At 41.6% G+C, this 26464-nt stretch carries 24 protein-coding genes and 1 pseudogene; 12 read left to right on the forward strand and 13 right to left on the reverse strand.

Features of this window, described 5'->3' with window-relative positions; genetic code table 11:
* Positions 1 to 275 precede the first annotated feature (275 nt).
* Both HMPREF0023_RS12185 and HMPREF0023_RS12190 read left to right on the forward strand, forming a co-directional pair.
* The gene (locus tag HMPREF0023_RS12185; RefSeq protein ID WP_008942244.1) at positions 276 to 1115 is read left to right on the forward strand and encodes an MIP/aquaporin family protein; all 840 of its coding nucleotides are present in this window, start codon (positions 276 to 278) and stop codon (positions 1113 to 1115) included.
* Positions 1116 to 1270: 155 nt separating this feature from the next.
* A complete protein-coding gene (locus HMPREF0023_RS12190; RefSeq protein WP_005083982.1) occupies positions 1271 to 1930 on the forward strand; it encodes a riboflavin synthase in 660 nt (219 codons plus the stop codon).
* A 46-nt stretch (positions 1931 to 1976) separates the two neighbouring features.
* Here the strand turns inward: HMPREF0023_RS12190 and HMPREF0023_RS12195 are convergent, their stop codons facing one another.
* From HMPREF0023_RS12195 to HMPREF0023_RS12205, 3 genes are read right to left on the reverse strand one after another with little or no spacing between them, the layout of a single operon-like run.
* Positions 1977 to 2603, reverse strand: coding sequence for a hypothetical protein (locus tag HMPREF0023_RS12195; RefSeq protein WP_008942245.1), 627 nt, complete (start codon positions 2601 to 2603; stop codon positions 1977 to 1979).
* 35 nt (positions 2604 to 2638) lie between these two features.
* Positions 2639 to 3046 (reverse strand): DNA polymerase III subunit chi, encoded by a 408-nt coding sequence (locus tag HMPREF0023_RS12200; RefSeq protein ID WP_008942246.1) that lies wholly within the window; start codon positions 3044 to 3046, stop codon positions 2639 to 2641.
* Positions 3047 to 3049: 3 nt separating this feature from the next.
* On the reverse strand, positions 3050 to 4498 hold the full coding sequence (locus HMPREF0023_RS12205; protein WP_026056263.1) for a leucyl aminopeptidase: 1449 nt from the start codon (positions 4496 to 4498) through the stop codon (positions 3050 to 3052).
* 155 nt (positions 4499 to 4653) lie between these two features.
* On the opposite strand from HMPREF0023_RS12205, the gene lptF reads away from it, so the two are divergent.
* From lptF to HMPREF0023_RS12225, 4 genes are all read left to right on the forward strand, one after another.
* Positions 4654 to 5754, forward strand: coding sequence for an LPS export ABC transporter permease LptF (gene lptF / locus HMPREF0023_RS12210; RefSeq protein WP_004637590.1), 1101 nt, complete (start codon positions 4654 to 4656; stop codon positions 5752 to 5754).
* The gene (gene lptG, locus HMPREF0023_RS12215; protein WP_004637591.1) at positions 5754 to 6824 is read left to right on the forward strand and encodes an LPS export ABC transporter permease LptG; all 1071 of its coding nucleotides are present in this window, start codon (positions 5754 to 5756) and stop codon (positions 6822 to 6824) included. Before lptF ends, lptG begins: the two co-directional genes overlap by 1 nt.
* Before the next feature lie 124 nt (positions 6825 to 6948).
* Positions 6949 to 8493 (forward strand): 2,3-bisphosphoglycerate-independent phosphoglycerate mutase, encoded by a 1545-nt coding sequence (gene gpmI, locus HMPREF0023_RS12220; protein ID WP_008942248.1) that lies wholly within the window; start codon positions 6949 to 6951, stop codon positions 8491 to 8493.
* A 9-nt stretch (positions 8494 to 8502) separates the two neighbouring features.
* Entirely contained in the window at positions 8503 to 9669 is a 1167-nt protein-coding gene (locus HMPREF0023_RS12225; RefSeq protein WP_008942249.1) for a S41 family peptidase, read from the forward strand.
* A gap of 41 nt (positions 9670 to 9710) precedes the next feature.
* Here HMPREF0023_RS12225 and HMPREF0023_RS12230 read toward each other — a convergent pair whose 3' ends face one another.
* From HMPREF0023_RS12230 to HMPREF0023_RS12240, 3 genes are read right to left on the reverse strand one after another with little or no spacing between them, the layout of a single operon-like run.
* Entirely contained in the window at positions 9711 to 11141 is a 1431-nt protein-coding gene (locus HMPREF0023_RS12230; RefSeq protein WP_005083966.1) for a sigma-54-dependent transcriptional regulator, read from the reverse strand.
* A 22-nt stretch (positions 11142 to 11163) separates the two neighbouring features.
* Positions 11164 to 12729, reverse strand: coding sequence for a sensor histidine kinase (locus HMPREF0023_RS12235; RefSeq protein ID WP_005087910.1), 1566 nt, complete (start codon positions 12727 to 12729; stop codon positions 11164 to 11166).
* Between the two features lie 18 nt (positions 12730 to 12747).
* A complete protein-coding gene (locus HMPREF0023_RS12240; protein ID WP_005083960.1) occupies positions 12748 to 13383 on the reverse strand; it encodes a response regulator in 636 nt (211 codons plus the stop codon).
* A 210-nt stretch (positions 13384 to 13593) separates the two neighbouring features.
* Here HMPREF0023_RS12240 and pbpG point away from each other — a divergent pair, with 210 nt between their 5' ends.
* Positions 13594 to 14658, forward strand: coding sequence for a D-alanyl-D-alanine endopeptidase PBP7/8 (gene pbpG, locus HMPREF0023_RS12245; RefSeq protein ID WP_004637598.1), 1065 nt, complete (start codon positions 13594 to 13596; stop codon positions 14656 to 14658).
* A 61-nt stretch (positions 14659 to 14719) separates the two neighbouring features.
* On the opposite strand, the gene thrC is transcribed toward pbpG, so the two are convergent.
* From thrC to xerD, 4 genes are all read right to left on the reverse strand, one after another.
* On the reverse strand, positions 14720 to 15859 hold the full coding sequence (thrC, locus tag HMPREF0023_RS12250) for a threonine synthase (protein WP_004637599.1): 1140 nt from the start codon (positions 15857 to 15859) through the stop codon (positions 14720 to 14722).
* A 58-nt stretch (positions 15860 to 15917) separates the two neighbouring features.
* A complete protein-coding gene (locus tag HMPREF0023_RS12255; protein WP_026056262.1) occupies positions 15918 to 17219 on the reverse strand; it encodes a homoserine dehydrogenase in 1302 nt (433 codons plus the stop codon).
* 131 nt (positions 17220 to 17350) lie between these two features.
* Positions 17351 to 18166: a DsbC family protein gene (locus tag HMPREF0023_RS12260; RefSeq protein WP_026056261.1), complete on the reverse strand. Its 816-nt coding sequence runs from the start codon at positions 18164 to 18166 to the stop codon at positions 17351 to 17353.
* A gap of 132 nt (positions 18167 to 18298) precedes the next feature.
* The gene (gene xerD, locus HMPREF0023_RS12265) at positions 18299 to 19219 is read right to left on the reverse strand and encodes a site-specific tyrosine recombinase XerD (RefSeq protein ID WP_008942252.1); all 921 of its coding nucleotides are present in this window, start codon (positions 19217 to 19219) and stop codon (positions 18299 to 18301) included.
* A 150-nt stretch (positions 19220 to 19369) separates the two neighbouring features.
* Here xerD and HMPREF0023_RS12270 point away from each other — a divergent pair, with 150 nt between their 5' ends.
* From HMPREF0023_RS12270 to ftsW, 5 genes are all read left to right on the forward strand, one after another.
* Positions 19370 to 19630: a FeoA family protein gene (locus HMPREF0023_RS12270; protein ID WP_017394530.1), complete on the forward strand. Its 261-nt coding sequence runs from the start codon at positions 19370 to 19372 to the stop codon at positions 19628 to 19630.
* Complete coding sequence (gene feoB / locus HMPREF0023_RS12275; protein WP_008942253.1) at positions 19627 to 21480, forward strand: ferrous iron transporter B; 1854 nt, start codon at positions 19627 to 19629, stop codon at positions 21478 to 21480. Before HMPREF0023_RS12270 ends, feoB begins: the two co-directional genes overlap by 4 nt.
* 12 nt (positions 21481 to 21492) lie before the next feature.
* Positions 21493 to 21744, forward strand: coding sequence for a DUF6587 family protein (locus tag HMPREF0023_RS12280; protein WP_008942254.1), 252 nt, complete (start codon positions 21493 to 21495; stop codon positions 21742 to 21744).
* Between the two features lie 174 nt (positions 21745 to 21918).
* Entirely contained in the window at positions 21919 to 23277 is a 1359-nt protein-coding gene (gene murD / locus HMPREF0023_RS12285) for a UDP-N-acetylmuramoyl-L-alanine--D-glutamate ligase (protein ID WP_008942256.1), read from the forward strand.
* A gap of 10 nt (positions 23278 to 23287) precedes the next feature.
* The gene (gene ftsW / locus HMPREF0023_RS12290; protein WP_005087921.1) at positions 23288 to 24481 is read left to right on the forward strand and encodes a putative lipid II flippase FtsW; all 1194 of its coding nucleotides are present in this window, start codon (positions 23288 to 23290) and stop codon (positions 24479 to 24481) included.
* Positions 24482 to 24542: 61 nt separating this feature from the next.
* Here ftsW and gluQRS read toward each other — a convergent pair whose 3' ends face one another.
* The 3 genes and pseudogenes from gluQRS to HMPREF0023_RS12305 all read right to left on the reverse strand — a co-directional run.
* Positions 24543 to 25475 carry a tRNA glutamyl-Q(34) synthetase GluQRS gene (gene gluQRS, locus HMPREF0023_RS12295; protein WP_008942257.1) on the reverse strand — a complete coding sequence of 311 codons (933 nt, stop codon included), beginning with the start codon at positions 25473 to 25475 and terminating at the stop codon, positions 24543 to 24545.
* A gap of 2 nt (positions 25476 to 25477) precedes the next feature.
* A complete protein-coding gene (dksA, locus tag HMPREF0023_RS12300; protein ID WP_005083939.1) occupies positions 25478 to 26011 on the reverse strand; it encodes an RNA polymerase-binding protein DksA in 534 nt (177 codons plus the stop codon).
* 203 nt (positions 26012 to 26214) lie between these two features.
* Positions 26215 to 26464: pseudogene (locus HMPREF0023_RS12305) on the reverse strand (3',5'-cyclic-AMP phosphodiesterase); the annotation flags it as partial.

Below are 26464 nucleotides of genomic sequence, written 5' to 3' on the forward strand. Positions count from 1 at the left end.
CTTGTAATTTTTATTGTATTTCTAGATGGTGAAGCTTAATGTTTTTGAATTTATTTACTATGGTGTTTTATATTAATTTATAGATAAAACAAATAATTATGCATACTCTTTATGTGGTGGTTATTCGTTCTTTAAGTTTGATTTGGGTAGGGAGTAGTTTTATCAATCGTTCAAAAAACTATCAAAGATGATTGACCGAGTTTGAAAATAAATATAGTTTTCCGAGCTGAATTTAGGGTCTTGCCTATGAGTAGCGATGACCAAGAGAGGTTGTTATGAGTCGCTCGGAACCCACATTATTGGGGCAATGTGTAGCTGAATTTTTTGCTACCGCAATTTTTTTATCATTTGGTATCGGTGTGGTGGCTGCACTTAAACTTGCTGGAGCAGATTTAGGTCTGTGGGAAATCAGTATTGTTTGGGGTTTAGCAGTTGCCTTAGCGGTTTATTTATCGGCGGGTATTTCAGGTGCACATCTTAATCCAGCGGTGACCATCGCTTTGGCTTTATTTGCAGGCTTTGATAAACGCAAAGTTCCTTTTTATATCATTGCTCAAGTGGCGGGTGCTGCAACGGGTGCATTGATGGTATATGGACTGTATAGCAGTTTATTTTTAGACTTTGAACAGACGCATCACATGGTGCGTGGTAGTGTTGAAAGTCTAGAGTTAGCAGGAATCTTTTCGACTTATCCTCATCATTTACTGTCGCTTGGTCAGGCGTTTATGGTGGAAATGTTTATCACCATGCTATTACTTTGGTTAATCATGGCGATTGGTGATGATAGCAATGGTTTACCGCGTGGGCCTTTAGCACCAATTTTAGTTGGTCTATTGGTTGCCGTAATTGGAGCATCTTTTGGACCGCTGACAGGCTTTGCCATGAATCCTGCACGTGATTTTGGCCCGAAAATCGTTGCCTATTTTTCAGGATGGGGACCCGTTGCGTTTACGGGTGGACGAGATATTCCATATTTTATTGTTCCTATTCTTGCGCCAATTGTTGGGGCTTGCCTAGGAGTAGTGGGCTATAAATTGTTCTTTGTCCATTTCCTGTTGAGCAATAAAGTTGAAGAAAGTCGTTCTGGTGAAAAACAAATATCAGAAATGCAATAGTCGATCACTTCATCAATGCCAAGAGGGTGGTCAGAGGATCGCCCTTTTTATTCGCCTGAATTTGAACTAAGTGTGCCTTGTTATCTGGGTTTCTTTGCTTTAAGGTATTTGCTTTACTGCGATGCGTACTGCAATAAAGGTAGGTTAAAAGTCCCATGTTTACAGGCATTATTGAAAGTTTAGGTAAGGTAGAAAGCTTACAAAGTGTAGGTGGTGATGTTCGTCTGCGTATTCAGACTGATTTAGACATGTCTGATGTGCATTTGGGCGATTCAATTGCCACCAATGGGATTTGTCTCACTGTGATTGAGTGGGGAGATCATTGGTATGCAGCCGATGTTTCTCGTGAGAGTTTAAACCGTACCACACTGGGTCAATGGAAAGTTGGTCAAGCAGTCAACGTGGAAAAAGCCATGCTGCCGACGACACGTTTTGGTGGGCATATTGTGAGTGGTCACGTTGACGGTTTAGGCGAGATTACGCTGGTTCGTGAAGATGCGCGCTCCCTCTATTTTGAAGTTACAGCACCAGTTGAACTAGCAAAATATTTGGCGGAGAAAGGATCTGTGACGGTAGATGGAATTAGCCTGACCATTAATCACCTACGTGGCAATATTTTGAGTTTAAACTTGATTCCGCATACTGCAGAACGGACTAACATTGGAACATGGCAAGTGGGCACTAAAGTGAATTTGGAAGTTGATGTACTTGCGCGTTACATTGAGCGTTTGTTGTTAGGTGATAAGGCCGCTGAGCAAAAAGCTGAATCGAATATTAGTATGGCTTTTTTAGCTGAAAATGGATTTTTAAAATAAAAATCTAGCTAATTAAAAAGCCCAGTCTAGCTGGGCTTTTTAATATTTACTGATCGTTAGAAAATTCACTATTTTTCAAGATGTATTCGATTTCGTCTTGTGCCAGTGCATGTAGTTTAGCCCGGAATACAGTCACGGCTTGTTCAATTAGACTTTCAGCTTCTAATTCGAGTCGAACACGAACACTTTCTAGTTCTGAAAGAATTTGCTGATCATCAATCATGAGTCGTTGTCCTTGAGCATAATCCACACTTGGTTGTTCAGGATTACTTTGATAACGTTCCGTTTGTGCAACGATTTCTTGATCAATATGTTCACGTAACGCCAAGAGATTTTCAGTTTGTTGTTGAAACTGTCGTGCTTCATCTGCTTGAAGTTGGGCTGCGTAGGCTGCTTCAGCAGCACGTTTCTCAGCTAAGGCTTTTTCTAAAGCAAGTTGTTTACGGATACGGGCTTGTTCAATCAACTCTGCTTTAAGATCAGCATAGGCTTGATCAATGCGTTGCTGTGAACGCAGTTCAGCTTGTTCTTCTTGCTGACGCCAAGTTTGAATGGAGGTTAGTGGTAATAGCAGATCACAAATGCGTGCTAAATCATCCTGATAGGTTTGACGTACAGCCTCAGGGGTATTTAACCAGCGTTTTTTAAAATCTTGACCTACATTTAATGCCACACCACACTCCTCAAATGATACGCTTGTTTGTCGATTTATAATTTAAAAGTTCGAGGCTCGATACCTAAACGACGATACGTTTTAAATTTTTCTCGTCCAAGTTGCTTCGCAGTTTCATTATTCTCGATAATTTCGATAATGTGGCGAAAATCTTGAATTTGTTCAAGTGCATGATTGTTAAAATTAAACACGATCCAGTCGTTGGAAGGTGGTAAATGTTCCGAAATACAGACTGGGCTATGACTTTGATTGACGCCATGGGGGATAAAGCTATTGGGATCAAAGCTCCATAATTTGTCATCAAGCTCATTTTGGATCTCTGAATCCGTACAATACCACCAAATTTGTGGATGTTGATTCAGGATCTTTCGGCATAAACGGCAAGCACTTTCGACTTGCCGTTCGGTACTCTTTTCAAAGAGATAAAAGCTGACTTGTGTCATTTTTTAGTTTTTCGCTTCAACACGATTTGCTAAAAACTGCATCAGTAAAGGGACTGGTCGTCCTGTTGCACCTTTGGCGGCACCTGATAACCATGCGGTACCAGCGACGTCCAAATGCGCCCAGCGATAGTCACGGGTAAAACGCTCAAGGAAACATGCTGCTGTGATTGCACCACCATGAGGACCACCAATATTGGCAATATCGGCAAACGGAGAGTCGAGTAATTCTTGATAGTCTTCCATGACTGGCATACGCCATACACGATCGTGTGACTGTTCACCAGCTTGTTGTAATGCTTGGGCAAGCTCATCATCTGGTGTAAATAAGCCACTCACGACTTTACCTAATGCAACAACACATGCACCTGTGAGTGTCGCAATATCAATCACCAACGCAGGATTAAAACGTTTTACATAAGTTAAGGTGTCACATAGAACTAAACGACCTTCTGCATCGGTATTGAGGATTTCAACCGTTTGACCACTCATCGTCGTGACAATGTCTCCGGGACGAGTGGCGCCACCTGAAGGCATATTTTCTGCTGCTGCAATTGCACCCACCACATGAATTGGCAACTGCGCTTCACAAAGTGCTTGCATGGTGCCCAGTACGGATGCTGCACCGCACATATCGAATTTCATTTCGTCCATGCCTAAGCCGGGTTTCAGTGAAATACCGCCAGTGTCAAACGTTACGCCTTTACCAACAAGAACGACAGGTGCTTGTTCAATTTTGGCATTATATTCTAGCGTGATGATACGCCCTGGACGGTCTGAACCTTTGCTAACGGCAAGAAATGCATGCATGCCCAAGTCAGCCATCTGTTGTTCATCAAGTACCGTTACTTTTAAACGGTCTGGATATTGTGCTGCAAGAGAAAGTGCTTGATCTGCTAGATATTCAGGAAAACAAATATTCCCAGGGCGATTGCCTAAGTCTCTAGCATAGCTTTGGCCAGATTGAACTGCATGAATCAGATTGAGTTGGGCATCATCTAAAGTTGTCTGGCTCGCAATCAGGTGGATAGTTTCGAGTACAAACGCATTCTTTTTTGATTTGAACTCGTCATAGCCATAAGCAGCCTGAGTCAAACTTAAAGCAAATAGTGAATGAAGCTCTGCTGGTAGTGCGGATAAATCAACACTAATTTGTTTAAATTTATTTTGTGATGATTTGATAATCGTTTGTGCAAGTTTTGCTAATTTGGTTGCTTTGAGCTCAGTGGCATTTCCAAGTCCGAGTAGTTGGGTGTTACTGTGCTCCGCAACTTTTGCAATTAAAGCTAAGCTTTCATTAAAACTTGCTTTAAAGTGAGTTGCAGTTAAGACTTCTTCTAATTGACTGATTTGGTAGGAGTTTAGATTGGTTTGTAGTTGTTCTGAATCCACCAAAATCCATAAAGATTCACTTGCTGTTTGTGTTGGAAAGGCATGATCAAGAGTAAATTTCATTGTTTGTTTAGAACCTAATCGGTAAAAAATAAAGATAATCTCATTAAACACTTTCAGATATGAGGTTGCAATCCGCAACATGCGATAGGTTTTATATTTTTAACATTCGGGTAAACTAGCGATACCCCTCGATTGGTTTTTTTGGAAGCATTACTTTGATTATTCGACGTTACCTCGTCAAACAAGTGGTGTCCACCTCTTTGGTTGTGACGGCCTTGCTCACTTTGATTATTATGGGTGGGCAGCTCATCAAAATTTTTGGGCGCGCTGCACAAGGTCGTCTCGATGGTGGCGTGCTACTCAGTATTATTGCTTATCGTCTACCTGAGTTTTTAACGCTGATTTTACCTTTGGGCTTTTTCATTGGTTTAATGTTGGTGTTTGGTCGTTTGTATGTCGATCATGAAATGGCGGTATTAAATGGCAGTGGGGTGAGCCGTAATCAGTTAACACGTTTGTTATTACCGATGACTGCTGTATTTTTGATTGTACAGGCGGTACTCATGTGCTGGGGGGCTTCAGCGGGCATAAGAGGTTATCAAAGCTTGATGCAAACTCAAGCGGTACGAGCTGGTTTTGATTTGGTGCGACCCAAAGAGTTTATTTCTTCTGGTTCCTATACTATTTATGCAGGCTCTCTTTCAGAAGATCGAAAAAACTTAAAAGATATCTTTTACTATTATAAATCAGATCGTGAAGACAAGCCTGATCAAATGATTCTGGCGAAAGAGGCTACACGAGTTGAAATTGAAAATGATACTGCGAGTGTTGTCGACTTAGTGCAAGGTCGCCGTTACGAGATTTATCCCAATCAGCCAAGATATACGCAAGCCGAGTTTCAGTCTTATCGTTTACGTTTAGAGAATGATAAAGATGTCAACTTTGAAAGCGAAGATGTTGAAGCGTTATCGATGTCGAAGTTGTGGCAAAAGCGTGATGATTTCGTGGTAAGAGGAGAGTTAGGATGGCGTATCTTTGGTCCTTTCGTGATGGTCGTGGCGTTATTCCTTGCGGTCGCGCTCTCTGAAGTGAGTCCACGTCAAGGGCGATATTATCGTCTGATTCCCGCTATCTTTATTTTTGCCAGTTTAATCGTACTAATGATTGCGATTAAAACGCGTATTAGTAAAGAAGAGCTAGATATTTGGGCTTATCCTGCAGTGTTGTTGATTTATGGTATTGCGGCTGCCCTGTTTACGCGTAAACAAAAACTAGCACCTAAAATTAAGAAAAGTATGCAACGAGTGGGGTTGTAATGTTAGCACGTCGAATAGTCGCCAAACATGTAACAAAAACCACGGTACTGGCAATGCTCGGTACGACGTTGGTGCTGTCTTTTTTACAAGTCCTATTTACCTATCTAGGTGAGTTGGGCTCATTAAAACCAAATTATAATGCGTGGCAAGCATTTCTGTATGTGTTATGGGGTGCACCGCGTTATTTATATGAAATTTTACCTGTCGCTGCTTTGATTGGCTCTGTTTTGGGGTTGGGTGCACTGGCTTCTAATAGCGAACTGATCGTCATGCGTTCGGTCGGGATCAGTCTCTGGCGAATCGTGGGTTGGGTGATGCGGTCAGCTTTATTACTGATTGTTTTATCCTTTACATTGAGTGAATGGGTGATCCCTTATACCAATGAAAAGGCCCAAAGTATTAAAAAACAACGAAGCGTCGCTGCACTAGGTGAAGTTAAAGGTTATTGGTCGAGAGAAGGGCAGCGTTTTACCTATATTGATTATGCTAACTCGCAAGGTCAGTTGCGTAATATCCAATCCATTGATTTTGACGAAAACTACCGTTTACAGTCTTTTGTTACAGCTGAACAAGGCAATTTTGTTAAAGATGGACAGTGGACGCTTGAGCAATCTCATCAGATTGATTTATTGCCTCAAGGGAATGCGATTAAAACAGATCATGCCAACCAAGCACTGGCATTGGCTTTGCAACCAAAATATGTCCATATGGTAACGATAGATCCTGAAGATTTATCTCCTACTCAGTTGATCAGTTTTATGCGTTATATGGAGGAGTATAGCCAAGTGCCTAAAACCTATGAATTGGCATTTTGGCAGAAAGTGGCCTCACCATTTGCCTTGATTGCTTTGGTGTTGATCGCATGTTCGTTTATTTTTGGTCCCTTACGTCAACAATCTATGGGATTTAGATTGGTGATTGCGCTCTTTACGGGACTCGGTTTTTTCTATCTACAAGATTTTATGGGATACGCGAGTTTGGTTTATGCACCGTCACCTGCATGGTTTGTACTACTGCCAGTGGTGCTGATGTTTATGATCGGAAGCTATTTATTGTACCGAGCAAGATAGCGAGTTGATCGATATGCTTGCTCTATCGCGAACATTGCTGAAAGCCATCGTTAAGATCATAGAGAATTGATGTAAATTTCGGTAAACTATGCCGATCAAATGATAGACAAACAGAGAGTCCATTATGACGGATGCAAATGCTGGCAAAATTCCTCACGTTCTTGTAATTATGGATGGTGTAGGACATCGTGAAGCAGTTGAAGATAATGCGTATTTAGCTGCGCAAACCCCAAATTTGACTGCGATGAAAGCCAAGCATCCGAATAGTTTAATTTCTGGCTCTGGAGAAGATGTTGGTCTTCCTGATGGGCAAATGGGTAACTCTGAAGTGGGGCATATGAATCTTGGTGCTGGTCGCGTGCTATATCAAGATTTTACTCGTATTACAAAAGATATCCGTACAGGGGATTTCTTTGAGCATGAAGTATTGGTCGATGCGGTTGAGAAAGCCAAGGCCGCCAATGGTGCAGTTCATGTGATGGGCCTACTTTCAGAGGGTGGTGTACATTCACATGAAGATCATATCGTTGCGATGTGTGAGCTTGCACTAAAACGTGGGGCAACAGTGTATTTACATGCATTCCTTGATGGGCGTGATACACCGCCACGTAGTGCTCAACCCTCATTAGAAAAATTAGATGCTTTATTTGCTCAATACCCAAATCAAGGACGTATTGTGTCAATGATTGGTCGCTATTTTGCGATGGATCGTGACAATCGTTGGAATCGTGTCGAAGAAGCTTACCGTTTGATGACCGAAGGTGAGGCTGTTCGTGTGGCAAACTCAGCAGTTGAAGGGCTAGAACAGGCCTATGCTGCTGAAGAAAATGACGAGTTTGTCAAAGCAACACGTATCGGCGAGATTGTTAAAGTACAAGATGGGGATAGCCTTGTATTTATGAATTTCCGTGCCGATCGTGCACGAGAAATTACCCGTGCCTTTGTGGAAAAAGATTTTGCGGGTTTTGAACGTAAGGTTGTGCCGAATTTATCAAAATTTGTCATGTTGACACGTTATCAAGCCAGTATTGATGCACCAATTGCGTATATGCCAGAAGAATTAAAAAATTCGATTGGTGAATATTTGTCAAGCTTAGGTAAGACCCAATTGCGTATTGCTGAAACTGAAAAATATGCACATGTGACTTTCTTCTTTAGCGGTGGACGTGAAGATGAGTATGTGGGCGAGAAGCGGATTTTGATTCCGTCTCCGAATGTTGCGACCTACGATTTAAAACCTGAAATGAGTGCGATTGAAGTGACGGATGAATTGGTCAATGCAATTAACTCAGGCGAATTTGATCTATTGGTGGTGAATTATGCCAATGGAGATATGGTTGGGCATACAGGTGTGTTTGATGCCGCGGTGAAAGCAGTAGAAACAGTCGATACCTGCCTCGGACGTGTTTATGATGCGGTGATGGCAAACAAAGGGCATATGTTAATTACGGCGGATCATGGTAATGTAGAGCAAATGCAAGACTATGACAGCGGTCAAGTACATACTCAGCATACAACTGAACTTGTTCCATTTATTTATGTTGGCCCTACTCAAGCAACCATTGCTGAAGGTGGTGTATTGGCAGATGTTGCACCAACATTATTACATTTGATGAATATCCCTGTACCGCAAGAGATGCAAGGAAAAAATCTAATTACTTTACAATAAGGTGAGAGAATGACCCCACGCAACAACATTTATCGCGCTGTATTTGCCAGTTTGTTGTTGTGTTGGGGGCATACGCTTGTTGCTGCACCATTATCGGGATGGGGGGAGAATCCACCATCACGAAGTGCTGAAGTACCAATAGAATCAATTCAACAGTTTGTGCAGATCTATGGCATTGTCCGAGACAATTATGTTGAAAAAAAATCAGATGATGCATTATTTCAGCAATCGATCAAAGGTCTAGTCAGTGGCTTAGATCCCTATTCACGCTATCTGTCAGCTGAAGAATATCGTCAATTGATCCAATATACGGAAGGCGACTTAGCTTCAGTTGATTTCAATCTAGGTTTTGATCAGCATAGCAAATTATGGAAAGTTCAAGATCTCAAAACAGGGTCGGATTCAAATAAGTTAGGTCTGAAAAATGGACAGGCGATTCTTAAAATTGATAATCAAGAATTAAAAAGTTTAAATCAAGATCAAGTACAAGGTTTGCTGTATGGTTCGATTGGTAGCACAGTACAGATATTACCAGAGAACACCACAAGTACTGTGATTTTGGTGAGAAATAAAAAAGTAGAAACAGATATCGAGCCAGTATTGCTATCTAATCAAGTGCTAGTGCTTAAAGTTAAAGTTTTTCAACAAGATACAGCTAATGAGATTAAGCGACTAATTGAAGAATTTGGTTCACCAAGATTGAAAGCAGTGGTCTTGGACTTAAGAAATAATCCAGGTGGTCTCCTTTCTGCTGCGGTTGAATCTGCGGACTTATTTTTAAATCAGGGCTTGATTGTTACCACAAAGAGTCGTTCTGAAGGTGATCAACAATTTCAAGCTTTGCCATCGAAGGAGTTTCAAAATCTGAAACTAGGCGTGTTGATTAATCGGCGTTCAGCTTCGGCAGCGGAAGTTTTTGCAGCCGCCTTAAAAGAGCATAAACGTGCATGGGTTGTTGGGGAAACCAGTTATGGCAAGGGCGTGGTGCAAAAGCTATTTCCGCTACCCAATGGCGCTGCTTTGCAAATGACGGTTTCACATTACTATACCCCCAATGGTTTAATGATTGAGGGGCAAGGAATTCAACCAAATCAGAGCTATGCTTTGCAGCCAGAAATGAAAGAGGAATATTACTTAGATCATATTTCAGATTTAGTGCTAAAAAGCAGACTTTAGAACTAAAAAAACCTCGATCCATAGATCGAGGTTTTTTTTAGTTAGGTGTCATCTTCTTCAGTATCTAATCCGAATTTTTTCAAACGATAACGCAAGGAACGGAAGGTCATTCCGAGTTTCTTCGCGGCGAGCGTTCGATTCCAATGGGTTAGATTTAATGCATTAAGTAGCACTTCTTTTTCAATATTTTCTAAATAACGCTCTAAACCTTCAGGTGGAAGTTTTTTCGAACTTGTGCTTGGGCTGGTGTATTGTGGCTGCTCAACTTCTTCTTGGCTATAAGATGGCGCTGATGGCATTGAAATTGGACTGCGTAATGGCGCTGTTTGTAAGTGCGCTAAATCAATCGTTTCATCATCGCTGAGCGTGATTGCACGTTCAATAATATTGCGTAGTTCGCGCACATTACCAGGAAAATATTGTTGTAATAAAAATTGCTCTGCACGAGACGATAATGTCTTGGCAGGCAGTTCCCATTCTTGGCAAATTCTTTGGATAAAATGATTCGCTAATAACAGGATGTCCTGTCCACGTTCACGTAATGGTGGGAGTACAATATCCATAACGTGGATACGGAAAAATAAATCCTGTCGGAATCGTCCTTGCTGAACCAGTAACTCAAGATCTTGGTGACTGGCGCTAATCACACGGAAATCGACATCAATTTCTTGGTCTGAGCCTACAGGGCGGATTTTCTTTTCTTGCACTGCACGCAATAATTTTACTTGCATGTTGAGTGGCAGTTCAGCGATTTCATCAAGAAATAAACTACCGCCATGTGCTGATAAAATTAAACCTTGTTTATCTTGGGTCGCCCCAGTGAAACTGCCTTTTTTGTGCCCGAAAAGCTCACTTTCCATCAGTTCTGTTGGAATCGCACCGCAGTTTATGGCAATAAAAGGCCCTTCACTACGATTACTTAAGCGATGAACCAAGTTGGCAACAACTTCTTTTCCAGTTCCCGACTCCCCGGTGATAAAGACAGGCGCTTGTGATCGCGCGATTTTCTTTAATGCAATGCGCAGTTGTTGAATCGGCGCAGAACGTCCAATCAGTAGTTTATTTTCTAAGGCTGTTTCAGCCGCTTCTTGCTCAGGTCGTGGTCGATTCAATGCTTTTTGAATCAATTGATCCAAATGCACTTGGTTGACTGGTTTGCTAACGAAGTCAAATGCCCCGGCTTTTAATGCTGCAATCGCAATGTCCATATTGCCATAGGCCGTCAGCACAGCGATCGGAGTATTTGGGTAATTTTGGGTGACATGTTGGACGAGATCTAAACCGTTGCCGTCTGGAAGATTTAAATCAGTTAAACATGCATCATATTGAAATTCAGTAAAGAATTTTTTTGCTTGCTCTACACGATAAGCCAAATGTGTCTTAATTCCCATACGTGCAAGTGTCATTTGCATGAGAAGACACAAGTCCTCTTCGTCGTCTACGAGCAAGACGAGTGGTTGTTTAGTTGCCATTTCCCCGAAAAACCTAATCTAATCAATTAATTATTGAGCATTCAATCCTGAAGCATGCTCCTTGTTGTCGCTCTACATAAGTGAGCTTTGCATGATTCGCCTCACAGAAACTATGAGACAAATACAATCCTAAACCAGTTCCTTTGATTTCGGTACTAAAAAATGGTTTAAACAGTTGAGAAAGGTCTCTTTTTGCTACCCCTAAACCAAAATCGATAACATCAATTCGAACTTTAGTCTCTTCAGCGTGTACTTTAATTTCGATATAAGGTATATCCGATGCGTTGTGTCTTAATGCATTTCTCACCAAATTGATCAGCACTTGGCGCAACTGTTTGTCATCAAATAAGATTTGAATATTCTCTGAAAGCTCTAATTGGATCATGTGTTTGACATCGACTAGATCCTCTTCAAATAAACTTTCAAAGAACTCCACAAGATGAATATTTTGTGGTTCAGTCGGTTTATTGCGTGCCATTGCCAAAGTATCTTCTACAATCCGATCGATACGTTTTGCTTGTTTACGAATCATACGAGTGAGCATTTGTTGTTGATGCGCATCGCTTTCATTAAACAGCTCATTGGCTTGCACAATCGCGGCTAAAGGATTGCGAATTTCATGTGCAATACTGGCAGAAAGTTGTCCGAGCGCTGCGAGTTTAAGTTGTTGTACACGCTGAGTTAATTTCTGAGCATCTTTGAGAATTAATAAAACTAATGCTTGTTCAGGTACGACCAAATGTTTGACACGTACATGGACGGTATACAAACTTTGTTGTGACTCAAAAGTGAACTCTTCACCATCTTCTAGGTCACTGAATTTGATCAGTTCAAATAGATCGGGTTGCCATTTGATTAAGGGCGTTTTTTCATGGGAAACAGGTAAATGAATACCTAATAAGGTATTGGCAGCAGGATTGGTTAAAACAATATGATTACTTTCATCTAAAACCAGATATCCATCCTCAATTTGCTCCAAGATATAACGGTTAATGTTTTGGAGTTGATGAATTTCAATGGATTGATGAAAAGTAAGGGCTTCTAAAATTTTAAAACGCTGTACTGCAATACGCCCTATGGCATATACCACCAAGAATAAAAATACCAACAGCAGGCTATTACTGAGATGGTTTAAATTGTTGTAGTCAAATAAATTTCCCAGAAAACGCTGATACACAATCATGATAACAGCGAGCAGCGTTACCACTAGAGAAAGCTGAGCATTCAATAAAATTGCCGAGGCAAAAATAATAATGACATAAAGCAAACTGAGCTGTAAGTTTGGCCCGCCTGTTGCAAAGGTAATGGTACTTAAACAGATGACATCGACGAGAAAGATCGCAATCAGCTGTTTATTCACGTGGGTCGGAAATAATTTAAGAAATAAAAGCTGACTGACATTTAATGCAATATAGACAATCAGCGTATATGAATACAATGTTGGGTAAAGATAATTGGTGGTCAGTTGCTCAGCAGTTAACAAGAAAATGAGCAATAGGCATACGGAAATAATGAGGCGATATCCGCTATACCACATCCCAAGCTGGTAAATGGTTTGTGACACCGAAGATGCAACTTTTCCCAACATAGGCAATTCACAACGGTTTTAAGGTTTGATCAGTCCATAACGAATCGCAAGATGGGTCAGTTTGACATCACTGTCAATTGCCAATTTCTCAAAAATACGATAACGGTAGGTATTTACGGTTTTTACACTAACAAAAAGTTTATCAGCAATCTCTTGAGCACTTATACAGTTTACAACCATCATTGCCACTTGCATCTCACGTTCAGACAATGCATCAAAAGGAGATTGTTGTGTATCAGATAAATATGAGCTGGCAAGCTGCTCAGCTATATCAGCACTGAAATATTTACCACCGAGCATGACTTTATTAATGGCTCGAACCATTTCAGCAATCGGTGCGCCTTTGGTGATATAGCCTTTTGCACCTGCTTTTAAAAGTAATGATGGGTAGGGTTCTTCAGCCAAACCGCTCACCGCAATTACTTTGGTATCAGGTGCGGTTTGTAACAAACGTCTTGTGGTTTCAACACCACCAATACCCGGCATGTTGACATCGAGCAGAACAACTTGAGGATGTTTCTGACGGACTAAAGCAATTGCTTCTTCGCCAGACTCAGCTTGCCCTACAACCTCAACATCGGGGTGGTCTTCTAACATACGACAAATACCAGTGCGTACGAGTTCATGATCATCAACAACGAGAACAGTGATCAAGAAGACCTCCTTTTTATCAAAAAATTGGTTTTTTGTTACATAAAGCAAAATTAGCTTGCAATGAAATGACAAAATTAGCAATGCTATTCTTCATTTTTAGAGAATAGTTGTACACAATTGTGTCTATAAAAGCTTTACCCAATATGCTCAAATGTAAGGCATAATGATAGTAAGCGCAAATGTGCAGCACCTTGAGTTGAGTATTGTGTCGTGAAAAATGCTAAAAAATCTGTCATGCATGTATTAGGCATGTCAATCTTGTTGGCGTGGAGTTCAACAAGTTTTGCTGAGTTAGTGGTCAATAATAATTCAGCAATTTCGGGTAATAATGGTTCAGCCTCAATGAGCTGGTCGGCGAATGACGCCAGTCAATTGATGAATGATGATGAGCCATTAGATTTGAGCCCAGTAGGTTCGACCTCGGTGACCACAACGTTACGTAGTGGTGGTTCAGCGACGATTACCTCTTCGACCTCACCTCAACAAAGCGTGCAGATCCGTGACACGGTGGGCTATAGTAGTCAACCTTCAGTCAATGCACGTGCGGCATTGGTGATGGATGCTCAAACAGGTGAAGTATTATTTAGTAAAAATACCAACACAGCGCTACCTATTGCTTCGATTACTAAAGTGATGACTGCTGTTGTCACCGCAGATGCTCGTTTAAATATGTCTGAAGAAGTGACTTTGCAACAGATCGATTTTGCAGGAGCAGGTGGCAAGAACTCTAGTTCTACACTACGCGCTGGCGATAGTATGAATCGCGCTGAACTTTTGTTATTTGCTTTGATGAAATCTGAAAATCCAGCAGCAGCTGCATTGGCTCGTACATACCCAGGTGGGCGTACGGCTTTCTATGCAGCAATGAACAGTAAAGCTAAACAACTGGGTATGACTGCGACACATTTTATTGAGTCTACGGGTTTGCATCCAGGCAATGTTTCTTCGGCACGTGACTTGGGCATTTTAGTCAGTGCAGCTTCACAGTATGGTTTGATTCGTCAATTCTCAACCACACCGACCTATGATTTCAATTTAGGTTATCGTGTATTGAAATCAAATAACACCAATGCTTTGGTTCGCAACGGTGGATGGAATATTAACCTTTCTAAAACAGGTTATATCAACGAAGCTGGACGTTGTGTCGTGATGCATACTACAGTCAATTCGCGCCCTGCAGTTGTGGTGCTATTGGGTGCACCAAGTACTCAAGCACGTAATAGCGATGCAACTAACTTATTGACCTGGTTAAATACTCTACCAAAACGCGTTTAAGCTTTTTCAACGCATAAAAAAACCAGTTGCAGGCAACTGGTTTTTTTTTATCAACTCTATTTTACATATTTGAAAGGATAGAGTCTTTAACTTGATCCATTGTTGCATCGATTGACAACATAACGGCATCAGCACACTGCTTGATTGCTGTGTCAGGATCTTTTAGACCATTACCTGTCACTGTGCATACGATCACAGAACCTTCAGCAATTTTACCTGCTTTGATATCACGAATCGCACCACCGATAGAAGCTGCTGAAGCTGGCTCAACAAATACACCTTCATACATAGAAAGCAAGCGCTGAGCTTCTAAGATCTCGCTGTCTTGAAGTTCATCAAACCAGCCTTTAGAGTCACGTACGACAGCCTTAGCATGGTTCCAGCTTTGTGGGTTACCAATACGGATTGCTGTTGCAACTGTTTCAGGGCTTTCAACTGGCGCACCACGAAGGAATGGTGCAGCACCTGATGCTTGATAACCGACCATCGTTGGTAAGCCTTCTGGTTTTGGACCAGTAAATTGATCTGTTGCAGCATCATAGATCACTTGTTCAAACTGATCAGCCGGTTGGTTTGCGACAGCTTCTGTATAACCCATCCAGTGTGCAGTGATATTACCTGCGTTACCTACTGGCAAGCAGTGGTAATCAGGTGCTCGACCTAAAGCTTCAACGATTTCATAAGCAATGGTTTTTTGACCTTGTAAGCGGTATGGATTGATTGAATTCACAATCGTTACAGGTGCTTGATCTGCTACTTCTTTTACAAGACGCATACCATCATCGAAATTACCACGAATTTGCATAGTAATCGCGCCGTACATCATGGCCTGTGCCATTTTCCCCATTGCAATCTTGCCTTCAGGGATTAAAACAAAAGCCTTGATTCCTGCACGTGCTGCATAGGCTGCAGCTGCGGCTGAAGTATTTCCGGTAGAAGCACAGATAATTGCTTTTGAACCTTCTTCGACTGCTTTGGTCACCGCCATCGTCATACCACGATCTTTAAATGAACCCGTTGGGTTAAGCCCTTCGTACTTCACATAAATTTCTACGTTTTTGCCAATCAGACGTGGAATATTCTCTAATTTAATTAGAGGCGTGTTTCCTTCACCTAGAGAAATAGCACGTGTAGTTGCAGACACAGGTAAACGGTCACGATAACGATCAACAAGACCAGTATAACGATTGGCATTCGACATGATGGTGTTCCAATATGAGGTAGAGCGGGGTGAGGGAAGGCATTTTCCCTCAACCTGATTAACTATCGAGCGATTCTAAACGAATTCTCACAATTTCGCCATGAATTGCAGGCAAAGCTTGAATTTGTGCAAGTGCTTCATCCATTTTTGATTCAACAATTGGATCGGTTAAAATCACAATTGGGATGAGATCTTTAAGACGAGACTGTTGCATGATGGCATCAATACTAATCCCTGCACGACTTAAGATCGCCGTAACATCAGCTAAGACACCTGTTTGATCTTCGGCATTCAAACGAATGTAATATCCAGTCGTCATTTCTTCACGACTGAGAATCGGCATATCGGTGAGTGCTTCAAATGCAAGTTGTGGAATTGTTCCAGCGCCATCTTCTGTGTAAGAAATATCACGTACAATATCAATGACATCTGCAACTACAGCAGAAGCTGTAGGACCTGCGCCCGCGCCCGCGCCATAATACAAGGTTGGACCGACAGCATTGGCTTGAACCAAAACAGCATTTTTAACGCCATTGACGTTAGCAATCAGTTCTTCTGCAGGAATTAGAGTTGGGTGTACGCGTAACTCAATACCTTTTTCAGCGCGACGTGCAATTCCTAAATGTTTGATACGGAAACCAAGCTCTTCGGCATACTTGACATCTTGTGCCGTAATTTTGCTGATACCTTCGGTATACACCTTGTCAAACTGAAGTGGGATACCAAATGCACAAGACGCTAAGATAGTAAGCTTATGTGCTGCATCGATGCCCTCGACATCAAAGGTTGGATCTGCTTCTGCATAACCAAGTTGTTGGGCTTCAGCAAGGACATCCGCAAAGGCACGACCTTTCTCACGCATTTCTGTGAGAATAAAGTTACCTGTACCATTAATAATTCCTGCCAGCCATTCGATATGGTTTGCTGCTAGCCCTTCACGAATCACTTTAATAATTGGGATACCACCAGCTACAGCGGCTTCATAAGCGATTTGTACGGCGTTATCTTCAGCAGCTTTAAAAAGTTCATTACCATGTTCTGCAAGTAATGCTTTATTCGCTGTTACCACCTGTTTACCATGTTTGATGGCTTCCATGATGATTTCATAAGCAGGGTGAATTCCACCCATCACTTCAACAACGACATCCACATCAGGTTGGCGTACGATTGCCATTAGGTCATCGCTTTGCTGAATTCCTTCTAGTTGTAGATCTGGACGTGGACGGCGAGTGCCTACGTGTGTAATTTGAATTTCTCGACCGGTACGGCGTTTAATTTCAGCAGCATTTTCTTGTAGTAGTTTAAGGGCTCCACCACCAACAGTACCAAGACCGAGTATCGCCAGACGAACTGGTTTCACGTCACACTCCATTTTATTCAATCATTTTAATGAAGCTTGATCATAGCTAAAAAAATGCGCAGACACTAGGGCTAAGATCATCTTTAATCTGTCGCCCAAGTCGTTCAATTTTTGAATGCTAGAAGCATTGGTTATTTGTTTAAACGTTGAACGATTTCATCAGCCGTCATATAACCACCTAAGTACTCACCTTCAACGTTATAAATCGCTGGTGTGCCATTTACGCCCATACTAAGTCCCAACTGATATTGATCTCGGACAGGGTTTTTACACTCGGCTGAGGCAACGGGTTGATCTTGGATTGCTTGCTCAAACGCTGCTTTGCGATCAGTGCTACACCAAATGGCTTGCATGGTCGGCATGAATTGTTCACCACGTGGCCATGCGATATAGCGGACTTCGATGCCTTTGGCTGTGATTTCCGGAATTTGTTCATGTAAGCGATGGCAGTAAGGGCAGCTTGAATCGGTGAAAACGTAGATGATATGTTTGGCTTTTCCGCTTTTGGCTGGATAGACAATCAAATCTTCGGTTTTTAAGGTTGCGAGATGCTTTTTATTTTCTACAGCTTGCAATGCATCGCCGACATTGTGCAATTGTTTATCACCTAAGCGAATGACATCACCTTGGATAATGTATTGACCATCACTCGTTGCATAGACAGAGCCCATGCCATCAAGATTGACCCAAAACAAATTAGGGACTTCGGTTTTTTGTACGGCGATGATTTTAGCGTTAATTTTGGCAGCTTTGAAATGTTTGTCTAAAGTCGAGATTAGTCGTTGTTGTGCATTACGTTCATTTAATGTTGAAGCCTCGCCCGTTGCTGGCGTACTTGCTGTCAGCGTATCTTGTTTTGGGGTCGCGTTATCTTTTGAGCAAGCACCTAATATTAATGTTGATGCCAATGTACAAGCCAGTACTAATCTAGACCGAGTAAACACCATAAAGAACCTTTTTTTCATACTGTATTTATAAACTCGCTCAAGCATATCAAAAAAATGCAATAACATCGTTAAATCTTGCATCGTGTCTGTGAATATGTTGCAGTTTATTTTTAGTGTTAAGCAACAGACATATTAACCTCTCGGATGATATTGATGATGCAAGGCTTGCATTCGATGCTGAGCAACATGGGTATAAATCTGAGTGGTAGAAAGATCACTGTGTCCGAGTAGCATTTGAACGACACGTAAGTCAGCCCCATGATTGAGTAAATGTGTCGCAAATGCATGTCGTAAGGTATGGGGGGAGAGCTCTGCTTGAATATTGGCTTGCAGCGCATAACGTTTAATTGCATACCAAAAATTTTGGCGGCTCATAATTCCGCCATGCTGAGTTAAAAACAAATAATCCGTATTGCTCTTATATAACTGAGGGCGAGATTCTGCTAAATATTTTTCGATCCAATCACAGGCATATTGCCCTAGTGGAACGAGACGTTCTTTATTGCCTTTGCCTGTAATACGCACAAACCCTTGTTTTAAGTTGATCAACTCTAAACGCAGATTGAGTAATTCTGATACACGTAATCCACAAGCATACAGAACTTCAAACATTGCACGATCACGTAAGCCTAGCGTTGTACTGATATCTGGTGCATTGATTAAGGCCTCAACATCTTGTTCAGATAGATCTTTGGGTAATGCACGACCAATTTTAGGTGAGTGGTGTGAGGCAACAGGGTTATCTTCTCTTAGTTTTTGCTCGCGTAAGAATTTATAAAATTGGCGTAGGGCAGATAGGCAGCGTGCGATTGAGCGAGGACTTTTCCCTGCTTTGGTTAACTCAATTAAAACATCACCGATATCCTCACTAGACCACTGCGGTAGTGAAGCTGTTCGATGTAACTCGCTGCATTGAATCAAATCAGATAAATAAGCATTACGTGTATGAGGGCTTACAGTTTGTGCAACTAAATAATCACGAAAACCCTGCAAAAAACTTAAATTTTCTGGGATAGAAACGGCAGTAGGAATACGTGGTTTTTTATTTAACATAATTGAATAAATTGAGGTTCTCTGTTGGCACTGTAAAAGAAAAAAAACATATTGTCGATCTGTGAATTAGGTAAATGCCATTGAGATTGCTTTTGGTAATTATTCTCATTTGTCTGTATACTTGGTGAAAACGGTTTATGGTGAAATGTGGTGCGTTTATCAGCATTAAAAGTCAAGCAAACAGCGATGATTACCAAAGTTAATCGCTTAGTCGATGATACGGAACAGACAGACCTTGTAGCTGTTCGTTTAGAGAGTCTAGGCTTTGTGCCAGGTACACAAGTACAGGTGATTACCAAAGGTATTTTTGGTGGTGACCCGATCCTGATCCAGATAGGCTTTACGCGATTTGCATTGCGTAAAGCTGAAGCCGATAAAATAGAAATTCAACTTGAAGGAGCACCTGCATGAGTGATGCGTTACGTGTTGCCCTTGTGGGAAATCCGAACTGTGGTAAAACTTCATTATTCAACCATTTAACAGGAACACGCCAAAAAGTTGCCAACTACGCGGGAGTGACAGTTGAGCGTAAGGTTGGGCATTTTCAACTTCCTTCTGGGAAGAATGTTCGAGTGCTAGATTTGCCGGGCACTTATAGCTTAAAAGCAACTAGCCCAGATGAAGAAATTACCCGTGATGTTTGCCAAGGTAAAATTGCAGAAGAAGGTCATCAAGATGCTTTCTTATGTGTTGTAGATGCGACTAACTTGAAATTGCATCTGGGTTTGGTCTTAGAAGTGATCGAGCTTGGACGTCCTGTTTTAGTGATATTGAATATGATGGATGAAGCGCGTCGTCGTGGCATTCAAATCAATACACAAAAACTATCGGAGCGTTTGGGTGTTCCTGTGGTGGAAACTGTTGCTGTTCGCCGTGCAGGTGTCGAAAATCTATTGCATGCCCTTGATCAAGGTAACTACAGCATTCCAAAAACTGAATTGAGCGGTTTGACGGGCGATCATCATCAAAAGATCGAAGTGATTTTTAACGATGTGGTTAAGTTTGTTGATCAGGAAGATCAGCGCACCAATTTCCTCGACAAAATTTTCCTACATCCAGTGCTTGGTTTGTTGAGCTTAGCAGTCATGATGTTTGTGGTTTTCCAAGCAGTTTTTGCTTGGGCTGCACCATTTATGGATGGGATTGAAGAATTTTTTGCTTGGGCCGGAGAGATTTTAGGTGATCATATTAGTCAACCTTTGCTCAATAGTTTAGTGGTTGATGGGATTATTGCTGGGGCAGGGAGTGTTCTAGTTTTCTTGCCACAAATTCTGATTCTGTTTTTCTTTATTTTAGTATTGGAAGAATCGGGTTATTTACCTCGCGCAGCCTTCTTGTTAGATAAACTGATGTTTAAAGCAGGGCTGAGTGGGCGTGCATTTATTCCTTTGCTTTCAAGTTTTGCTTGTGCAGTGCCAGGCATTATGGCGACCCGAAGTATTAGTGATCCACGTGATCGTTTTACCACGATTATGGTTGCGCCATTGATGACTTGTTCAGCGCGTTTACCTGTGTATGCACTATTGATTGCTGCCTTTATCCCAGGTCAAACCGTGTGGGGGATTTTTAACCTGCAAGGTTTGGTGTTATTTGGTTTATATATGGCAGGGATCATTAGTGCTTTATGCGTTGCCTTTGTGACAAAATTTTTGCAAAAAGATAAGTCGCAACATGCATTATTGTTAGAGCTACCAAGTTATCGAATTCCTAACTTCAAAAGTGTTGCGATCGGCCTATTAGATCGCGCTAAAATTTTCTTAAAGCGTGTGGGTGGAATTATTTTCGCTCTTTCGATTCTATTGTGGTTCTTATGTACTTTCCCTCAAGCACCTGAGGACGCAACGCGTGCTGCAATTGATTATAGCTTTGCGGGAATGATTGGGCATTTGTTACAACCAATTTTTGCTCCACTTGGCTTTAACTGGCAAATCGTCGTTGCATTGATTCCTGCAATGGCGGCACGTGAAGTTGTGGTTGCTGCCTTGGGAACGGTATATGCATTGTCTGGTGTGGATGATGATGCGATTGCCGATGGTCTGGCGAATTTAATTAGCGCCGATGGTTCAGGTTGGTCACTTGCAACAGGATTATCGTTATTGGTTTGGTTTATCTATGCTCCACATTGCTTAGCCACTTTAGCGACTGTACGCCGTGAAACAGGTTCTTGGCAGCATGTGGGTGTGATGACCGCGTATCTGTTTGGGTTGGCTTATTTGATGTCTTTCTTTACCTATCAAATTGCATCTCGCATTTGGGGTTGATTGGAGTGCCTTATGTTTGAATACCTGATTGTCGCTGTATTGGTACTGTGGAGCGCTATCGTTGTGTTTAAGAAAGTGTTTCCTCAAACAGCAAATTCAGCGTTTGATGCTTTATCAAGCTTGTGTCAACGCTTAGGTTGGCAGCGTTTAGCAACATGGTTAAAGCCTAAGATGGTTGCAGGCTGTGGCGGAGGTTGCGGTTGTTCAACTGATGAAGCAGACAGTAAAAAGGCAGCGCCAATACAAACTGTCAAATGGCGTTAAAAAATAAGGATTGCCCATATTAAGATATGGGCAATTTTTTTTGCAACTTTAATGTGTTGAGCTTTTACGCACTGACACAAAAAAGAGTGAATAAAACTAAAACTGAAAAAGCATTTAAAACAGTAAAGTGCTAACATTTTTGCCATTCCGTGATCCGTAACAAATGGGGCAAAAATGTTAATACAACGTGGTGGATTAAAAGTTGTGGCTGGCTTGGGTATTTCAGGCGTATCAGCAGTAAACTTTCTGCATGAACAAGGCTACCAAGTTGCAGTCACGGACTCCAGAGAAACACCGCCAGGACATGATCAAATTCCTGAAAATATTAAAAAAAGCTTTGGAAAGCTAGATCTAGATCTATTGCTACAAGCTGAAGAAATTATTTTAAGTCCGGGATTGGCACCCCAACTGCCAGAGATCCAACAAGCTCTTGAAAAGGGTATTCCCGTTATCAGTGATATCCAATTATTACGTCGTGCAACAGATGTTCCAATTGTTGCAATTACTGGATCTAATGCCAAAAGTACAGTTACAACTTTATTTGGCTTGATGGCAAAGGATGCAGGAAAAAAAGTGGCTGTAGGTGGTAATTTAGGTCGCCCAGCACTAGATTTACTCAAAGATCAGCCTGAACTCATTGTGTTGGAGTTATCCAGCTTTCAGTTAGAAACGACCTCTCATTTGAATGCGGAAGTGGCCGTGTTGCTGAATATGAGTGAGGATCATCTAGATCGTCATGGCGATATGCTCGGCTACCATAAAGCAAAACATCGTATCTTCCAAGGTGTGAAAAAGGTGGTATATAACCGTGATGACAGTTTAAGTCGTCCACTCGTTCCTGATGTCACACCGATGCAGAGTTTTGGTTTAAATGCACCTGACATGAATCAATATGGTGTACTTCGTGAAGCTGATGGGAGCATGTGGCTAGCCCGTGGTCGTGAACGTTTAATCAAAACCTCAGATTTGTATATTCAAGGAATGCACAATGTTGCAAATGCCTTGGCATGTTTAGCGTTAGGTGAGGCGATTGGTTTACCAACGCAATCCATGTTGGAAACATTACAACAATTTAAAGGGTTAGAGCATCGTTGTGAATATGTACAGACGGTTGATCAGGTGCGTTACTACAATGATTCTAAAGGCACCAATGTTGGCGCAACACTCGCGGCAATAGAGGGACTGGGTGCTGCAATCGAAGCAAAACATGGCAAATTGGCACTGATTTTAGGTGGTCAGGGTAAAGGGCAGGATTTTAAGCCTTTGCGTAATGCGATACAGAAATACGTTAAAACTGTTATTTTGATCGGTGAGGATGCTGCCATGATTGAGCAAGCCCTACACAATACAACCCAGATTCAGCATGCGAGTAGCTTGAAGCAGGCGGTCGATATTGCCCATCAGGCAACACAAGCTGAAGATGTTGTTTTGCTTTCACCTGCATGTGCAAGTTTTGATATGTTTAAAAGTTATAATGACCGTGGTCATCAATTCGTGGCATGTGTGCATGCCTTGAATGGTAATAAAAATTAGGAATAGAATTATGGCGGATTTAGCCCAAAACACGGCGCAAAAAATTTCGCAATTATTGAGTCGTTTACCAAAACTTCCAGCAGAAATGACGGCGCGAAATATTCTTATTTTTTGCGTGATTTGTTTATTGTGCTTTGGTTCAGTGATGGTGGCATCTGCTTCGATGCCTTATGCAGAGTATATTCATGAAAATCCATTTTACTTTCTAATCCGTCACGGCATTTCTATTTGTGTGGCTGGTATCGTGGCTTTTCTAACGTATCGAATATCGCTCAATCTATGGTTTAAGAATGCCTTTTTATTGTGGTTGATCACGATTTTATTATTGCTAGCGGTTTTGGTGATTGGTACAGAGGTCAATGGTGCGCATCGCTGGATCAAAGTCGGCGGTTTTACTATACAACCAACGGAGATTGCCAAAATTGTTATGGCAATTTTTACGGCAGATTATGTGGTTCGCCGTGCTAAAGAAGTACGTACACATTGGAAAGGACTGCTACGTCTAAGTGGTGTGATGGCGTTAACGGTAGGATTCATCGTTGCGGAACCTGATTTGGGGGCAACGGTGGTGATTGTCTTGATGATGGTGGGTGTCTTCTTTTTGGCAGGCGCACCAGCGACCCAGTTTTTAATCATGTTGGGTGCGATTCTCGCTGGCATCAGTGCGTTGATTATCTTCGAACCGTTCCGTTTTCAGCGATTGATTTCATTTACTAACCCTTGGGCTGATCCTTTGGGTGTTGGATATCAGTTGTCTAATGCTTTGATGGCTTTTGGGCGTGGGGAATGGTTTGGAACGGGTTTAGGACATAGTGTGCAAAAACTGTCTTATTTACCTGAAGCACATACGGATTTTATGTTGGCGGTATTGGGTGAGGAGTTTGGTTTTGTTGGTGTAACCTCAGTGATGATTTTGTCATTCACCATGCTTGCATGCTGTATCAAAATTGGACACCGTGCATTACAGCATAACTACCTACGTGCGGGTTATTTGGCTTATGGAATTAGCATTATTTTCTTACTGCAAATTTTGGTTAATGCAGGTATGAATATGGGCCTTATGCCAACCAAAGGTTTGACATTGCCGTTCATTAGTTATGGTGGGACATCTTTAATGATGTGTGCAGCGATGATTAGTTTGATTCTAAAAATTGATGCCTCGACTCAAGAGCATAATCCTGTCAAAGAAGAGTCGAACTTCTAGTTGTTCTGAGCTAGGATTGAAACTAGAAAGCCCTTAATGCGAATAAGGGCTTTTTTATTATTTATTGATATACACCAGAAAGATAAATGCCTTGTGGGATGAGACTCACATCCCATTGTTGTATCGCTTGCTTAAGCATAACGTTAGGTTGGTCGAGATCGACATGGGGCTGACCGAGTGCCAAAATGGCATGCTGTAATAATTCAGGCGCTTTTGAAAGTTCAAGCGGTTGAGCCATATTCTGCTTTGATAGTTTTTGGCCTTGATCATTCATTGCTAATGGTAGATGCATATACTGCAAAACAGGATAATTCAGCACCGAAGCTAACCAGATTTGTCGTGCTGTGTTATCCAGTAAATCTGCGCCTCGAACAACATGGGTAATCCCTTGTAAAAAATCATCAACGACAACAGCGAGTTGATAACTAATAATGCCATCACGGCGTTTTAATATGAAATCGCCTAAATCATGTTGAAGGTTGGAGCATTGTTGGCCTTGTAGGCGGTCTTCAAAACAGATGCGTTGATCAGAGACTTTTAGGCGAATAGCTTGTTGGGCAAAATCTAAGTTAAGCTCTCGACATGTACCTGCATAAATATGGTTCGAGCCGAGAATTTTCCGTGTGCACTGACATGCATAAATCGCGTGAGTTGTTTTGAGTTGTTCCAAAACCTGTTCATAGTACGCTAAACGATCTTTTTGAAATATTATCTCGGCGTCAGGTTGGAACTGGAAGGCATCGATACAAGCAAGAATATGCGCTTCGCTATTTGGATAGATGCGAGGAATGTCAGTATCTTCAATCCGAACCAACCATGTCCCCTGATTGGCTTTAGCATCACAGTAACTCGCGACTGCGGTGAGCAAAGATCCAAAATGTAAAGGACCAGTAGGGGATGGGGCAAATCGACCTGAGTAGCGAATCAGCGAAACATCGTTTCGCTGATTCGCAAGAGCCGAGCTGTGCTCGGCTAGAGCATTCTCAACAGTCACAATTATCCGTTGTTTTGCTTTTCTTTGATTTCAGCCAAAGTTTTGCAGTCAATACATTGGGTCGCAGTTGGACGCGCTTCTAAGCGGCGTAAACCAATTTCGATACCACAAGTTTCACAGAATCCATAATCACCCGCTTGAATTGCTTCAAGTGATTGTTCGATCTTGCGAATCAGTTTACGTTCACGATCACGTGTACGTAATTCGATGGCAAACTCTTCTTCTTGTGTTGCTCGGTCATTGACATCAGGTAATGCTGTTGATTCATCTTGCATGGTATTCAAGGTACGATCAACTTCAGACATTAACTCAGCTTTCCACGCATCTAAAATTTGGCGGAAATGCTCAAGTTGCCCATCAGACATGTATTCTTCATTTTTCTTTGGCTGATAAGGTGCGATACCAAATAAACTTGCAGTGGTTCCACCTTCCGCAGCCTTGGCTTTGGTTTTACGCACACGTTTTACAGGCGCTTTTTGCTCATCAATCACTTCGGTTTGTTCATCCAAGACTTGATTTTGGTTGTCATTCGCCATAAAGGGCATTCCTCATCTTACACGTACTATCTATACGCAAAAAATATGGTGCTATGCAAGTGTTTTTATAGAAACCTGCGATGGTTTTTTCCATCAGGGGTCGTCATCATATAGAGTTTTTTCGCAAGATGGTAGTCATTCATGTCTAGATTTGGTGAGAAATCATCGATGTGATTTGTAATCAAAAGTTTAACAAACCACAGTTAATCATAACCCAATACCTCAGAGCTGCTCATGCGTTCAGAGGTTTTTAAGCGGTATACTTGTGTTTCCAACTCACCATTAGCTTTAAGGCAAATATAACGATAACCTGGATGTTCTTCATCCAATGCAAATTTTTCACTTTTTGGTTTAAATTGAATGCATGTTGATGGCGTTGATAAAAATTCAATCCCTTGCCACTGATGAATCGCATCTTGATGAACATGTCCACAAACGATGGCTTTGATATGG

The sequence above is a fragment of the Acinetobacter sp. ATCC 27244 genome (assembly GCF_000156555.1).
Classification (GTDB): domain Bacteria; phylum Pseudomonadota; class Gammaproteobacteria; order Pseudomonadales; family Moraxellaceae; genus Acinetobacter; species Acinetobacter haemolyticus.

Bases quoted from the DNA above. Each gene is read 5' to 3' on its own strand.
- HMPREF0023_RS12280 (WP_008942254.1), top strand. From the start codon at position 21,493: ATGTTTGAATACCTGATTGTCGCTGTATTGGTACTGTGGAGCGCTATC.
- HMPREF0023_RS12205 (WP_026056263.1), bottom strand. From the start codon at position 4,498: ATGAAATTTACTCTTGATCATGCCTTTCCAACACAAACAGCAAGTGAA.
- feoB (WP_008942253.1), top strand. From the start codon at position 19,627: ATGAGTGATGCGTTACGTGTTGCCCTTGTGGGAAATCCGAACTGTGGT.
- gpmI (WP_008942248.1), top strand. From the start codon at position 6,949: ATGACGGATGCAAATGCTGGCAAAATTCCTCACGTTCTTGTAATTATG.
- HMPREF0023_RS12230 (WP_005083966.1), bottom strand. From the start codon at position 11,141: ATGGCAACTAAACAACCACTCGTCTTGCTCGTAGACGACGAAGAGGAC.
- lptG (WP_004637591.1), top strand. From the start codon at position 5,754: ATGTTAGCACGTCGAATAGTCGCCAAACATGTAACAAAAACCACGGTA.
- dksA (WP_005083939.1), bottom strand. From the start codon at position 26,011: ATGGCGAATGACAACCAAAATCAAGTCTTGGATGAACAAACCGAAGTG.
- HMPREF0023_RS12260 (WP_026056261.1), bottom strand. From the start codon at position 18,166: ATGGTGTTTACTCGGTCTAGATTAGTACTGGCTTGTACATTGGCATCA.
- HMPREF0023_RS12225 (WP_008942249.1), top strand. From the start codon at position 8,503: ATGACCCCACGCAACAACATTTATCGCGCTGTATTTGCCAGTTTGTTG.
- HMPREF0023_RS12185 (WP_008942244.1), top strand. From the start codon at position 276: ATGAGTCGCTCGGAACCCACATTATTGGGGCAATGTGTAGCTGAATTT.
- thrC (WP_004637599.1), bottom strand. From the start codon at position 15,859: ATGTCGAATGCCAATCGTTATACTGGTCTTGTTGATCGTTATCGTGAC.
- ftsW (WP_005087921.1), top strand. From the start codon at position 23,288: ATGGCGGATTTAGCCCAAAACACGGCGCAAAAAATTTCGCAATTATTG.
- xerD (WP_008942252.1), bottom strand. From the start codon at position 19,219: ATGTTAAATAAAAAACCACGTATTCCTACTGCCGTTTCTATCCCAGAA.
- HMPREF0023_RS12235 (WP_005087910.1), bottom strand. From the start codon at position 12,729: ATGTTGGGAAAAGTTGCATCTTCGGTGTCACAAACCATTTACCAGCTT.
- HMPREF0023_RS12190 (WP_005083982.1), top strand. From the start codon at position 1,271: ATGTTTACAGGCATTATTGAAAGTTTAGGTAAGGTAGAAAGCTTACAA.
- HMPREF0023_RS12200 (WP_008942246.1), bottom strand. From the start codon at position 3,046: ATGACACAAGTCAGCTTTTATCTCTTTGAAAAGAGTACCGAACGGCAA.
- murD (WP_008942256.1), top strand. From the start codon at position 21,919: ATGTTAATACAACGTGGTGGATTAAAAGTTGTGGCTGGCTTGGGTATT.